Source organism: Fructobacillus papyrifericola (assembly GCF_018437235.1).
Lineage (GTDB): Bacteria > Bacillota > Bacilli > Lactobacillales > Lactobacillaceae > Fructobacillus > Fructobacillus papyrifericola.
On the sequence record NZ_JAAMFJ010000002.1, the window covers coordinates 161,034 to 173,389 of the forward strand.

Consider the following 12,356-nt stretch of genomic DNA (forward strand, 5'->3'; position numbering starts at 1 on the left):
TAGAACAGATTGAAAGGGAGTAACCATGGCCATTCAACTTTACCTTGTCCGCCACGGACAAACATACTTTAACTTAACCCGTCGTCTCCAGGGTCACTCTGACGCACCACTTACAGCAGCCGGAATCGAACACGGACACGACGCCGGCCGGCGCTTGGCAAACATTCATTTCAACGGCGCCTATTCCTCTGATTTAACCCGTGCCATCCATACAGCTAAGTATATTTTGTCTGAAAACAAGGCCGGTTCGCCAACTTGGCCACAGCAGCTTCCAGACTTTCGTGAAGAGAATTTCGGCTCCTTTGAAGGGATTGATTCCCAGGTTGCCTTAACGCAGTTAAACGCCTTCACCGACACCCCATACGCTGATTACTCAGACATGATTCAAAAACGTGGCATGGCCGGTTCAATGGACCTCTTTGCAAAAGCCGACCCCTACCAGTTGGCTGAAAACTACGAGGCCTTCATCAGTCGCATTAAGCGCGGCTTTGACTTCTTGTTGAAGGAACACAAAGATGGCGATCAAGTCCTGGTCGTCGCCCACGGCACCGCCATTCGAGCAATCGTTGACTACTTTGGTCACCCCGAAATGGCCGGTCAATCAATTACAAACGGAGCCGTGACAAAGATTCATCTGACAAAAGAAGATGGCCGTGTCGAAATCTTTAATGATAACGAGCACGTTTTCAAAAAAGCATAAGCACAGTCGGCCGCAGCCGACTTTTTTAAACGGAGTCTACTATGGCAGAAGATACACGTACTGAAATCCCCGTCCGTCCCGTCCTTTTGGCGGCCTTGCGACAGGACCAAAAGCAAAACCTGGACTATGAGCTAGAAGAACTGGAAAACCTGGCCTTAGCCAACCGGCTGGAACCGGTCGAAACCTTTATCCAGGCCTTAGACCGGCCAAATCCGGCCACCTACTTTGGAAAGGGCAAGGTCGAAGAGCTGCGCCTGGCCGTCCAGACATACGAGGCGGATTTGATTGTCACCAACGACGAACTGTCCCCCTCACAGATTCACAACTTGGAAGAGGCAACCCAAGCCACGGTTGTTGACCGAACTGGCTTAATCCTAGACATCTTTGCCCAGCGTGCCCAGACCAAAGTCGCCAAACTGCAAGTCCAGTTGGCCCGGCTCGAATACCAGCTGCCCCGTCTCCGGACATCCATGTCCGTCTCACTCGATCAGCAAACCGGTGCCGGTGGCGGTGGCTTCACCTCCCGTGGTGCTGGTGAAACGAAGCTAGAACAGTCAAGGCGGCGCTTGACTTCTGAAATGGTGTCCATTAAGAAGGAGCTGGAAGCCTTGCAAAAAGACGCCAGCACCCAGGGCAAGAAACGCCAGGAGTCAGCCATTCCAACTGTTGCCCTGGTTGGTTACACCAACGCCGGCAAGTCGACTTTGATGAACCAGCTGCTAACCCGTTTTGGCCAGGGGGCCGGAAGCGATTCAAGCAAGCAGGTCTTTGAAAAAGACATGCTCTTTGCGACGTTGAACACAACGATTCGGCAGTTAACCCTTTCAGACAAGTCCCGCTTTCTTTTGTCTGACACGGTCGGTTTTGTTTCCAAGCTGCCCCACCACTTAGTGGCCGCCTTCGAATCGACTTTGCAAGAGGCCGCAAACGCCGATTTGCTCCTCCAAGTCGTTGATGTTTCAGACGAACACTACCAGTCAATGATGAAGACAACAGAAAACACCTTGGCCCGCCTTGGTATCAAGGACAAGGCCATGATTACCGTCTATAACAAGGCCGATAAGGCTGACCTGTCCTTCCCACTGGTCGATGGTGAAGCCGCCATCACGATTTCGGCTCGGGACCGGCAGTCGCAAGATGAGCTGCTCGGCTTGGTAAAGAAAGCCCTCTTCACCGACCGTAAAGAAGTCACGCTAAAGGTGCCCTTTGCCGATTCGGCCGTGGTGGCCCATCTGCTTGATGATCACGAACTGCTTAGCCAGGACTTTGACGAAACGGGAACTACGGTTAAGCTGGCCCTGTCGCCCGATGAAATCAATCGCTATCAAAAATACATTCACTAAAAAAAAGCCGCTCGATTAAGAGCGGCTTTTTTATTTTGCAAATTAAAAGGCAGACCCAAAGGTCTGCCAAAAGTGATTGCCAAAACGGCTTATTGCCCCTGCTGGGATCGAACCAGCGCATGGAGGTACCAAAAACCTCTGCCTTACCACTTGGCCAAGGGGCAATCGTAAGATACCAGCTACTTATGCAGCAGCGATGGGAGCGGTAGGATTCGAACCTACGAACCCGAAGGAACGGAGTTACAGTCCGTCGCGTTTAGCCAGACTTCGCTACACTCCCGAATGCCTTACGACTTAAATATTATATCAAGGCTGGCCTGTCCCTGCAAGACTTTTTCGTGATTTCTTTTGAAATAGGCCGCCATTTGGGCAGTAAAAAAGGGAGACGAACGAATCGTCTCCCTTTTTCGATTATTCAATTAGTTTTTCTTTCCAGGGAAGGCCCAGTTGAGCTTTCCAAAAACCTTTAACATCGCAGGCACGAAGAGCAAGCGAACGAAGAAGGCGTCGAAGAAGATTCCAAAGGCCAAGGCCAATCCAAGGGACTTAACCGTAGGATCAGAGTTCAAGGCAAAGGAACCAAAGACGGCAATCATAATCAAGGCGGCCGTTACGACAATTGGACCAGAATCCTGCATGGCAACCGTGACAGCACGGTCGTTATCCTGCGTCTTCTTGAATTCTTCACGAGCACGTGACACCATGAAGACTTCGTAATCCATGGCCAAACCAAAGAGGATGGCCGTGACGATGATTGGCAAGAAGGCAATCAACGGAGCCCCCTTCGATACGCCGAAGAGGCCCTTCAAGAAGCCGTCTTGGATAACCAAGGTGGTGAAACCAAAGGAAGCCAAGAGAGACAAACCGAAGCCGAGCATGGCCACGATTGGGACAACGAAGGAACGGAAGACCACCATCAACAAGAGGAAGGCCAAAATCATGATCGTTGCCACAAAGATTGGCGTTGCGTTGTTTAACTTGGCCGTAATGTCCAAGTTAACGGCGTTGATTCCAGTCAGCGTAATCTTAGCATCGTACTTTGACTTCGTCGTGTCAGAGTAGTCCTTAATCTTGTTAACCAAGTCTGTCGTTTCCTTGGCTTCTGAACCCTTCTTAGGGGTAATCAGCATCAGGGCGTACTTGCCATCGTCTGAAACCATGTACTTACGACCGGCTTGGGCCATAATCGCTGCCTTAATCTTAGCGGCGGTTTGGTCCTTTTCTTCCTGCGTAGGCATCTGACCCGTTGCTTGTGCTTGAGCCATCATTTGCTGCTGGGCTTGTTGCGTCAATTGACTTTGCAAAGCAGCAGCCTTCGTTTGGTCGACTGACAAAGTCTGCATGGTCTTGACTGCCTTAAAGCCAGCAATGTGATCAGCAATCTTTGCGAGGTTGGCCTGGTTTTGGTTGGCATCCTTATCAGTATCCAACTTAACCACGGCAACCAGTGGTGAGTTCACCCCTTCACCGAACTTGTCAGAGATCATGTCATAGGCCTGACGTTCCGTGCGATCTTCTGGCAGTGAACCGTTGTATGGCATGCCCAAACGCATGTGTTGCGTTGGCAAAGCCATTGCTCCCAGGATAACGATAACCGAAACGATAACCGTCCAAGGGTGACCCGTCAAAAACTTGGTAATCTTTGATGGGTTTTGCGCCATTTCATCAACCGTCTTAGTGGCTGGCTTGATGAACTTTGAAAGCAAGGCAATTAAAGCTGGCAAGAAAGTCAGTGCTGAGAAGACGGCAAAGGCAACGGCAAAGGCTGCCGCAATTCCCATCGTCGTCACGAATTCGATGCCGGCAAAGGCCAAACCAAGCACGGCGATAATCACCGTTACACCGGCAAAGATAACGGAGGCACCAGCCTCAGAAAGGGCACGGCCCAAGGCTTCTTGCTTGTTCCCCTTGGTATCCGCCAAATCCGTCTTATAACGGTTCAAGATGAAGAGGGAATAGTCGATTCCAACGGCCAATGACAACATCACGGCCAAAGTCTGTGAAACGGAAGACATCGTCAAGAAGTTCGTGCCGATAACCACGAGCAAGATCCCAGAAATCAACCCAACCAAGGCTGAGATGATTGGCATTCCAGCCGTTACGAATGAACGGAAGAGGGCCAAGAGCAAAACAAAGGCGATGGCAATTCCGATGATTTCAGATGAACCACCGACCTCAAAGGGGTGCACCTTAACAGATCCCGTAAAGGCCACCTTGGTGTTTGAGGTCTTCACCTTATCGTTAAAGATGTCCATGACACCGTCGATATCCTTGCGGGCAACGTTGTTGGAATCTTCCTTATAGGTAATGTCAACGTAAGTTGTCGTCTTGTCAGAAGATACGGCGTTTGATTCGTATGGGTTGGCAATGGACTTGATGTCCTTACCATACTTGTCTTGTACCTTTTGAATGGCAGCGGTTACGTCGGCCTTCGTCTTTGAGTCCGTAACATCACCGTTTTTCTCCTGGATAACCGCCTTCATCGTTCCGGCATTGGGGTTTTGGTTAAACTCCTTTTGCAGGGTCGATTGAATGTTGGTTGATGGAATACCTGAAATCGTTAGGTTTTGGGTGTAGTGCGAACCCAATCCCATGGCCGTAGCTGCCAAGGCAGCAACAACGACGATCCAGGCGAAAAAGGTCTTGAATTTATTTCGATAAATCCATTCTCCTAAGCGCTTAAGCATTGTTATTCTCCTTCATATCTCTTTTATTACTGCATCCATTCTAGGCATGGAAATTTGCCCGGTAAAGGGGTAAAATTGAGATACTGTCGCAGCACCATTACAACAGAGAGAAAGTGTCCCTTTTATGGCTAATAAAACCTACACCCTCATGCATGAGCACTTGCTAGACACGACTGGCGAACTGCTTTCAACCATGCCCTTTTCAAAGATTACCGTCAAACACATTTGTGAAAAGGCCGAGGTCAACCGAAACACCTTTTACCGGCACTTTGACGATAAGTTTGATTTACTGGACGTTATCGTTAAAGAAGCCCTCCAGTTAATGGCCAACCAGTTTGATGTTGACTTTTTCTTGCAGGCGCCCTTTACGGCCATTAATCAGTTCGCCTTTCCAGATTCACTATCGATTCTCGATTTCCAGCTGAAGGATAAACTTTTTGAAGAACAGTTTTATAACGCAGTTTTTAAGGAACTAGCTGCCATGGCTTCTTCTTCGGAAGTGCTTTGGCTGCTCGGTAACATGCAGGTCATCCGCATTTGGAACAACAACTTAAACAAACCGTACTCCTTCCAAAAGGATTACGCCCTCTTTGATCAAATCATTCGTGAAAAGAAATTCCCCGGGATTGACTGAAGCAAAATAAAACGACGACCACCTGGTCGTCGTTTTTTTAATGAAGGAGCATCAACAAGGAAGCTGCCTGGACCCAACCATTGTGGAAGATGTGCATCAGAATAGATGAGGACAGTTTCCCCGTCTTTTGATAGGCATAGGCCAGTCCCGTTCCAATGATCAGGTAGGGTGGCAAGTCTAAGAGGGATAGCCAGGTGTAGGAATTCAAGTGGTAGAGGCCAAAGAGCAAACCTGAGGCAATAATGGTTACCCAGGGTGCCTTGGCCCAGTTGAAGTAACGGAAGAAGAGGCCACGGAAGAGCAGCTCTTCCATCACCGGCCCCAAAAAGACAATAATGAAAGACAAAACAACCGTTGAATATTGCCCACCGGCGTTCATCAAACCATCAATGGCCGCTTGATTTTCGGTCGTCGATGACGCCCATTTTGCTAAGAAGAGGTTTTCAAGCATCCCCCAGACCATCATCCCGGCTAAGGCAATCAGGTAGACCGAGGCGATGTAGCCCAGTTCGGAAAGCGTCGGCCAGTTAATGGTTTTCAATGAAAAGCCTTTCTTCAAAGAAGTTGCGCTTGAATGAAGGCCGGCTTTGACCTTGGCCATTGCCTGCAGACCAAAGCGAATGAAGGAATAGGCCAAGAGAAAGCCACAGAACAAAAGCAAGTAGCGGTCGCGGCCGGTCATCAGGACCGACCCCTGCATCAAAGCCATGGCCAGGTACTCAAAGGCAAAAAAGAAGAGCCAGGAAAACAGGCGCACAGTCCCAGAGAGGGTCAAGCGGCCGGCCTTTGTTATTTTTTGATGAGAGCGTTCCCACTGCTTTGAAGCAGCCAAAGCATTCTTTTTTACCATAATTGACCTCGTTTCTCAGATAAGAATACCACAACCAAGCCTTTTCAAGCAAAAAAGCCGCTTGTTAAGCGACTTTTGCAAAACTTTTATCCATATTAATCGGCGGAGGGCAGGAGCTTGATCAAGACGTCTGCTAATAAAAGGAGACCGGTTATGACCACGGCCCAAATGCTGGCATAGCCATCCACCACGTATTCACTCACACACCAGCAGATAGCTAAGAAAACGGCGGGTTCGATCACGAAGAAAGAAAGGGATAGGCCGGTATCCCGGTAGCGCCGAACGGAAATGGTGATGCTTGGAATGAAGATGGCTAAGAGGAAGAAGGTCGTCAAGACCAGCCAAGTAATCGTAATAAAAGCAACTAGAATGTCTAAAATAAAGAACCACTCAACCATGGTTAACAAGGTGAAGAGCAGCTTAAAGACAAGGGCAAAGCCAACCAAGAACAAGAGGTTAATGACGGCCACCGCCCAATAGGTTGACCGATTCGTCCGCTCGCTAAGGTTAAAATAGTGTTCTAAAAAGTCCTGGTATGCCTTCATCGTCTTTTCTCCTATATGCTTTCATTATACCATTTGGACCGGCCATTATCTGAATCGTTCTAAACAATAAAAAAAGAAGACCATTTGGTCTTCTTTTTTATGAAGGCGTTAAGCCCAATTCTTTTTCAATCGTTTTCAAAACACCGGTTTCGACATTGGTGGCCACGGCTTCCTTGTCGTGGGCCGTGTGCATAAAGTCGGCCGCGTTCGGCATCAAAAAGGCGTGTTCATACTTCTGTAGCATTTCCAAGTCGTTGGAGTTATCGCCAAAGACCATGACCTGATTGTCAGTCAAGTCGTAATAGTCCTGCAAGATTTTCAGGGCGTTGGCCTTGTTGACGTCCTTTGGCAAAATGTCCACCGAACCAAAGCCAGAGCCGGTCACGTGAATGTCATCCCCGAAGAGGTCTTCAATGATCTTCACGTACTTTTGAACTTCGTCATGGGGCCAAATGAAGGAAACACCCAAAATTTGATCATCAATGTCCAAAAGCTTTTCGACTTGCGTCACGTTTGGATAAAACTGTGACAGCATGGCGATGATTTCAGCCGTGGCGTGATTGGAAACGTAAGTTCCCTTCGTGCCGGCCAAAACAATCAGGTTTTCGTTAATGCTGGCGTGCTTAGCATTCCATTGAATCACCTTTTGAATCTGTTCGGCAGTCAAGTAAACAGCGGAAAGCACCTGGCCTGGCACTGCCACGACCGAACCATTCGACCCGATATAATCGATTTGATCCAAGAGACCATAATCAGCCATTGGGGCAAAGAGCTCTTCCAAGTTCGCTAGCTGACGACCGGAAGCCGCCACAAAGCGAACGTTTTGCTCCTTTAGTTGGGCCAAGACTTTGGCAAAGCGCGCTTGATCGTATGCGTCTTGGCTAGTTAAAAAAGTACCATCCATGTCGGATGCGATTAATTTAATTGTCATCATTCGCCTTTCTCGTCTTCTGTCGGGAGGGCTCGTTTAAAGTTATTCGGCAAAGCCTTCAAGGTACTTGTCGTAAGCCGCTTGGTCGACCACCCAGTCCAGTTCGCCAATGTATTCGACGTGTGGATCATGGTAGGCAAAGCCGTGCTTGAACTTGTAAAGGCCGTCGTCTGGGGTAAAGGAACCAACGCCACCAAAGTCGTAGCGAACCTTTTTCTCCTGAAGACCCCACTTCAGCATTTCCCACTGCACAAGGTAGGGGCCGTAGTGCTTGGCATAAGCGCGGTTTGATCCCGCGTACATGTACCAAATCTTATCGCCGTAGGCAAAGCCAATCCCGGCCGCAACGACCTGGCCATCAAAGTGGGCCAAGAAGACGCGGAAAGCTGGATCGTCTGCCCACAATTCCTGCATTCGGTAGAAGTAGTCGATTGGTCGGTGGGTGATTCCCTGGGCCTTGGCCATCATCTTGTAGGTCTCAAAGAAGGCCTCAATGTCTTCCTTAGAGCTTCCGGCCGTCACCGTCACACCGTCCTTCTTTGCCCGGCGAATCTGGTTGCGATAATCACTCTTAAAGTGGTGCATCAGCTCCTCTTCGTTCGTAATCACTGATGCCCCTTCCCCACGACCGTCGTAAAAGAGTTCGACGTTTCTTCGGGGTTGGATGTTGCCATGCATGTAGGTCACATCGGTGTTGCGGGTGACAAAGCCGGCTGCCTTGTAGGCCGCATCCAGCTTGTCATCGTAGAGCACTTCCGGATCCATGCGGAGCAAAAAGACATTGTCAGGCAAGTTGTCTAAGGCCTCTTCGACCAGGGACTTGACTAAGTTGACATCTTTAATGTCTGCCACCGGTCCCTTGGGACAGTAAGCCAAGAGCTTGCCGGGAACGGCTTCGATAGTCAAAACGGCCATGGCGGCAGTAATCTGCCCCTGCTCGTCTTCACGATAGAGGTAGAGATGTCCCCAGTTCCCCTTTAAGTCGCCCCACTTTGGATCCTGGGTGACTTGGCCACCGGCCTGTGTTCGAACGAATTCTTGAAAACGTTCGAGCTCTTTTTGATTTGTCAGATCAAGCAATGCCATGTGTTACTTCCCCGTTGTAATGGATGCGTAGTTTTGAATAAAGTAGACCAAGGTCTGCAATTCGTTTGTCAAATCAACGTTTTGAACACGGACACCATCCGGTACGGAAACCCGGAGTGGCGTGAAGTTCATGATGCCCTTCACACCAGCCGCTACCAGGGTATCAGTGATGTCTTGAGCGGCCTCTTGGGGCACCGTCAAAATGGCGATGTTAATGCGTTGGGCCTTAATCTGTTCTTCCAATTCGGACATGTCATAAATTGGCACACCGGACAGAATCTTTCCGCGGTGCTCATTGATGTCAAAGGCGGCGGCAATCCGCATGTTGGATGACTGGTGGAAGTTGAAGTTCAAAAGGGCCTGCCCCAAGTTTCCAACCCCAATCAAGGCCACGTTAATCAGAGAATTTTGGTCCAAGACTTTGGCAAAGAAGGACAAAAGAGCCTTGACGTCGTAGCCATAGCCACGCTTTCCAAGGGCACCAAAGTAGGAAAAGTCGCGCCGGATGGTCGCGGCGTCAAACTTCGTTGCTTCGGCCAATTCGGCAGAAGAGATGCGGCTTGTTCCGGCGTCTTCTAAGAAGGTTAAATAGCGGTAGTAAATCGGCAACCGTTTAGCAGTTGCACGAGGAATTCGTGCTTGTTCGTTCATGGCTTTCTCCATTTCGTTCATTGTGAAAGATTCGTTCTTTGTGAACTATAGTATTTAAATCATACCATAATATCAGACTTTGTGAAACGACTTTGATAAAAATTCACATTTGTTTTGTCACATTCTCAACTAGTCGCTCGCTTTTTTTGCAATAAAAAAACAGGCTAGCGCCCGTTTGTCTTTTATTTTTCTTCGTAAAGTGGAAAGTCCAGTCCCGGATGGGTGTTCAAATCCAAGTCTGCAAAGATCTGATCCTTGTAATTCCAGTAACCAGCCGCACCAATCATGGCCGCGTTATCCCCCGTGTACTGCTTAGGTACCGGGATAAAGTCGGTTTGCGGAAAGGCCGAAATCAGTTCTTTTAAGGCAGCTCGCAGGCCACTGTTGGCCGCAACACCCCCGGCCAACACCAGGGACTTGACCGGAAAGTCGGTCAAGGCCCGGCGGGTCCGGTCAATCAAGGCTTTGATAACCGCTGCTTGGAAGGAGGCCGCCAGGTCGGCCTGGTTGATTTCTTCGCCACGTTGTTCCGCATTGTGAACCTGGTTGATGACGGCTGACTTTAGACCGGAAAAGGAAAAGTCGTAGCCCTCCTCGTGGGCCATGGCCTGTGGGAAGTTAATCGTCACCTCCCCCTGGCTGGCCAATTCGTCGATGGCCTTTCCAGCAGGGTAGTTCAGGTTCATGAGCCGGCCGACTTTGTCATAGGACTCGCCCGCCGCATCATCGTAGGTTTCACCCAAAATTTCAAAGGAATTTTCCTTCTCCATCAAAACCAATTCAGTGTGCCCACCGGAAACCATGAGGGCGATGGCCGGGTATTCAATCGGTTTGTTAAAGTTGGCAGCCGCAATGTGTCCAGCCAAGTGATTGACCGGAATCAGCGGCAGGTCATGGGCCATGGCAAAAGTCTTTGCCCCCATTAACCCGACCAACAGCGAGCCAACAAGGCCCGGCCCGTAGGTCACGGCCACCCCGTCCAAGTCAGCGGGCGAAACACCGGCTTCTTCTAAGGCAATGTCCAAAGTCTTGGTGATCCATTCCAGGTGGTGGCGGGAGGCGACTTCTGGAACAATCCCGCCGAAGCGTTGGTGGGAGTTGATTTGAGTGGCGACGGCGTTTGAAAGCACCTCGCGGCCGTCCTTTACAACGGCCACCGAGGTTTCGTCAGCACTCGATTCAAATGCAATCAATGTTGTCATGCTTTTTTCTCCATTAGAATAGCGGTCTGCCCGTCCTGGTAGTAGTGTTTGCGGGTTCGATAGGTGCTAAAGCCAACTCGCTCATAGAGTTTTCGGGCGACCCCATTGCCTTCCTTAACCTCTAAAAAGAAGTGGCAGTCGGCCTGTTTTTCGAGCAAGTCAGCCAGCAAGCCCCGGCCAATCCCCTGCCCCTGAAAGTCCGGTAAAACGGCCAAATCACCAATTTCAATCTCGTCCAAAACCCGGCTATATGACAAAAAGCCCCGCTTTTGCTCATCCATTAAAAAGACGGTCCGACCGCCAGTCAACTGCTGGTCAACTGCTTGATCAGGCAAGGGGTTCTCGTCTAAAAAGGCCGCTTTAGCAATCCTTTTAATGGCAGGGGCGTCAGCCTCCGTTGCTCGCCTAGCCCTCAAGGTTCTGCACCATTGAAATCGCGTCTTCCTTATTGTCCAAGTAATAGTGTTCAATCACGTCTTGAACGGTAAAGCCGAGCCGGTCGTAGAGTTCCAAGGCCCCCGTGTTTGAACGGCGGGCCTCCAAGGAGAGCATTGGCAGACCAATCTCCCAGGCCACGGCCTTGGCCGTGTTAATCAGGTAGGTGCCGACCGAACGGCCCTGCCAAACTGGCAAAACGGCAATGTTAGCAATGTGCAAATCCGGCACCTGTTCCCGACGGACCAGGGCAATGAAGGCAACGACTTGGTCCCGCTTCACCGCAACGAGGTAGAGCCGGTCCTTTTCCGAGGTCAATTCATGGTAAAAGTCCCGGGAAACCCAGGGGGCATAGCCGTTATAGACGGCCTCTTGAATGGCCACTAGGCCCGGAATGTCGGCCACAGTTGCCAGGCGGAGCGTGAGCACGTCCCCGGCCGCTTCAAAGCGTTCGGTTGGAAAGTCGATTAAGGTCTGGGCGACCGGCTTTTCTTTTTTCTTTCTCTTAAACTTCAAAAACATAGGGCTTGTCCAGTGATTTTCCATGCTGCGCCTTTTCCCAATTGAGTTCGGCTTGGGTCTTGCGCAAGTAGGCCGGTGTTAAGTTGGCGACGTCTTGGACCGGTTGATTGGTTGCAATCAAGTCAACCAGGCCAGTTCCCGTTGGTAGTGCGGCTTCTTCAGGCAAAATGGTCAACGGTTGGCGGCCTAATTCTTCTTCGATGGCCTCTTTAAAATGACCGCCGTCACCGACAACGACGACCGGTTCGTTCATCTGCGCAATCAGTGGCAAGACTTCGTCAATCGGGTAATGGCCGTCTTCTAAGACGACTTTGTCAGCCAGGTAAGCCCCGGCAAAAACGTTCTCGTTGCGGGCGTCAAAAAGTGCCAAGACAATGGCCTTGGTTGGCTTTGCCAGCTGGACCTGACGGGCCAGGGCCTGCAGGGAAGAAATGGCGTAAAGCGGCTTTTTCAGCGTGTCCGCAAGCACCTTTCCAACCGTCAAACCGATGCGCAGGCCGGTAAAGGACCCGGGACCCTTGGCAACGGCGATTTGGTCGATGTCTTGGAGCTGCCAGTTTTGTTCTGCTAAGAGGCGCTTGGCTGCTGGTAAGAGGTCAACCGAATGGTTTTTGGGCTTATCGGTTTGAAAGGAACCGACAACTTGACCGTTTTCAAAAAGTGCCACTAAAAGTGGTTGGTTACTTGTATCAATTGCCAAAACTTTCATAGGGCCTCCACACGCACTGGGCTTTTCTTTTATTTTACTAAACGAGGACTTCATTTCAAAT

General features: G+C 50.0%; 13 protein-coding genes and 2 tRNA genes. 3 read left to right on the forward strand and 12 right to left on the reverse strand.

Features of this window, described 5'->3' with window-relative positions:
* Window positions 1-25 precede the first annotated feature (25 nt).
* Together G6R28_RS04350 and hflX are read left to right on the forward strand one after the other, a co-directional pair.
* Entirely contained in the window at window positions 26-700 is a 675-nt protein-coding gene (locus G6R28_RS04350; RefSeq protein ID WP_213793021.1) for a histidine phosphatase family protein, read from the forward strand.
* Window positions 701-741: 41 nt separating this feature from the next.
* Window positions 742-2,043, forward strand: coding sequence for a GTPase HflX (gene hflX, locus G6R28_RS04355; protein WP_213793022.1), 1,302 nt, complete (start codon window positions 742-744; stop codon window positions 2,041-2,043).
* 92 nt (window positions 2,044-2,135) lie between these two features.
* On the opposite strand, the gene G6R28_RS04360 is transcribed toward hflX, so the two are convergent.
* The 3 genes from G6R28_RS04360 to G6R28_RS04370 all read right to left on the reverse strand — a co-directional run bounded on the left by G6R28_RS04360 (window position 2,136) and on the right by G6R28_RS04370 (window position 4,730).
* Window positions 2,136-2,207, reverse strand: a tRNA-Gln gene (locus tag G6R28_RS04360).
* A gap of 33 nt (window positions 2,208-2,240) precedes the next feature.
* Window positions 2,241-2,323 (reverse strand) — tRNA-Tyr (locus G6R28_RS04365).
* 139 nt (window positions 2,324-2,462) lie between these two features.
* Window positions 2,463-4,730 (reverse strand): MMPL family transporter, encoded by a 2,268-nt coding sequence (locus G6R28_RS04370; RefSeq protein WP_213793023.1) that lies wholly within the window; start codon window positions 4,728-4,730, stop codon window positions 2,463-2,465.
* A 124-nt stretch (window positions 4,731-4,854) separates the two neighbouring features.
* Here G6R28_RS04370 and G6R28_RS04375 point away from each other — a divergent pair, with 124 nt between their 5' ends.
* Entirely contained in the window at window positions 4,855-5,364 is a 510-nt protein-coding gene (locus G6R28_RS04375; RefSeq protein ID WP_238479341.1) for a TetR/AcrR family transcriptional regulator, read from the forward strand.
* Between the two features lie 37 nt (window positions 5,365-5,401).
* Here the strand turns inward: G6R28_RS04375 and G6R28_RS04380 are convergent, their stop codons facing one another.
* The 9 genes from G6R28_RS04380 to tsaB all read right to left on the reverse strand — a co-directional run bounded on the left by G6R28_RS04380 (window position 5,402) and on the right by tsaB (window position 12,295).
* Window positions 5,402-6,214, reverse strand: a complete 813-nt coding sequence (locus tag G6R28_RS04380; RefSeq protein WP_213793024.1) for a CPBP family intramembrane glutamic endopeptidase — start codon at window positions 6,212-6,214, stop codon at window positions 5,402-5,404.
* A gap of 95 nt (window positions 6,215-6,309) precedes the next feature.
* Window positions 6,310-6,759: a DUF805 domain-containing protein gene (locus G6R28_RS04385; RefSeq protein WP_213793025.1), complete on the reverse strand. Its 450-nt coding sequence runs from the start codon at window positions 6,757-6,759 to the stop codon at window positions 6,310-6,312.
* 97 nt (window positions 6,760-6,856) lie between these two features.
* Window positions 6,857-7,690: a Cof-type HAD-IIB family hydrolase gene (locus G6R28_RS04390; RefSeq protein ID WP_213793217.1), complete on the reverse strand. Its 834-nt coding sequence runs from the start codon at window positions 7,688-7,690 to the stop codon at window positions 6,857-6,859.
* Window positions 7,691-7,732: 42 nt separating this feature from the next.
* Complete coding sequence (locus tag G6R28_RS04395) at window positions 7,733-8,776, reverse strand: lipid II:glycine glycyltransferase FemX (RefSeq protein WP_213793026.1); 1,044 nt, start codon at window positions 8,774-8,776, stop codon at window positions 7,733-7,735.
* Between the two features lie 3 nt (window positions 8,777-8,779).
* Window positions 8,780-9,427 (reverse strand): redox-sensing transcriptional repressor Rex, encoded by a 648-nt coding sequence (locus G6R28_RS04400; protein ID WP_213793027.1) that lies wholly within the window; start codon window positions 9,425-9,427, stop codon window positions 8,780-8,782.
* A gap of 182 nt (window positions 9,428-9,609) precedes the next feature.
* Window positions 9,610-10,629, reverse strand: a complete 1,020-nt coding sequence (gene tsaD, locus G6R28_RS04405) for a tRNA (adenosine(37)-N6)-threonylcarbamoyltransferase complex transferase subunit TsaD (protein WP_213793028.1) — start codon at window positions 10,627-10,629, stop codon at window positions 9,610-9,612.
* The gene (locus G6R28_RS04410; protein WP_213793029.1) at window positions 10,626-10,964 is read right to left on the reverse strand and encodes a GNAT family N-acetyltransferase; all 339 of its coding nucleotides are present in this window, start codon (window positions 10,962-10,964) and stop codon (window positions 10,626-10,628) included. Before G6R28_RS04410 ends, tsaD begins: the two co-directional genes overlap by 4 nt.
* 70 nt (window positions 10,965-11,034) lie before the next feature.
* On the reverse strand, window positions 11,035-11,586 hold the full coding sequence (gene rimI / locus G6R28_RS04415; RefSeq protein ID WP_213793030.1) for a ribosomal protein S18-alanine N-acetyltransferase: 552 nt from the start codon (window positions 11,584-11,586) through the stop codon (window positions 11,035-11,037).
* Window positions 11,570-12,295 (reverse strand): tRNA (adenosine(37)-N6)-threonylcarbamoyltransferase complex dimerization subunit type 1 TsaB, encoded by a 726-nt coding sequence (gene tsaB, locus G6R28_RS04420; protein WP_213793031.1) that lies wholly within the window; start codon window positions 12,293-12,295, stop codon window positions 11,570-11,572. Before tsaB ends, rimI begins: the two co-directional genes overlap by 17 nt.
* Window positions 12,296-12,356: the final 61 nt, after the last annotated feature.

Coding starts and splice junctions, on each gene's coding strand:
- G6R28_RS04350 (WP_213793021.1), top strand. CDS start 26: ATGGCCATTCAACTTTACCTTGTCCGCCACGGACAAACATACTTTAAC.
- hflX (WP_213793022.1), top strand. CDS start 742: ATGGCAGAAGATACACGTACTGAAATCCCCGTCCGTCCCGTCCTTTTG.
- G6R28_RS04370 (WP_213793023.1), bottom strand. CDS start 4,730: ATGCTTAAGCGCTTAGGAGAATGGATTTATCGAAATAAATTCAAGACC.
- G6R28_RS04375 (WP_238479341.1), top strand. CDS start 4,855: ATGGCTAATAAAACCTACACCCTCATGCATGAGCACTTGCTAGACACG.
- G6R28_RS04380 (WP_213793024.1), bottom strand. CDS start 6,214: ATGGTAAAAAAGAATGCTTTGGCTGCTTCAAAGCAGTGGGAACGCTCT.
- G6R28_RS04385 (WP_213793025.1), bottom strand. CDS start 6,759: ATGAAGGCATACCAGGACTTTTTAGAACACTATTTTAACCTTAGCGAG.
- G6R28_RS04390 (WP_213793217.1), bottom strand. CDS start 7,690: ATGACAATTAAATTAATCGCATCCGACATGGATGGTACTTTTTTAACT.
- G6R28_RS04395 (WP_213793026.1), bottom strand. CDS start 8,776: ATGGCATTGCTTGATCTGACAAATCAAAAAGAGCTCGAACGTTTTCAA.
- G6R28_RS04400 (WP_213793027.1), bottom strand. CDS start 9,427: ATGAACGAACAAGCACGAATTCCTCGTGCAACTGCTAAACGGTTGCCG.
- tsaD (WP_213793028.1), bottom strand. CDS start 10,629: ATGACAACATTGATTGCATTTGAATCGAGTGCTGACGAAACCTCGGTG.
- rimI (WP_213793030.1), bottom strand. CDS start 11,586: ATGTTTTTGAAGTTTAAGAGAAAGAAAAAAGAAAAGCCGGTCGCCCAG.
- tsaB (WP_213793031.1), bottom strand. CDS start 12,295: ATGAAAGTTTTGGCAATTGATACAAGTAACCAACCACTTTTAGTGGCA.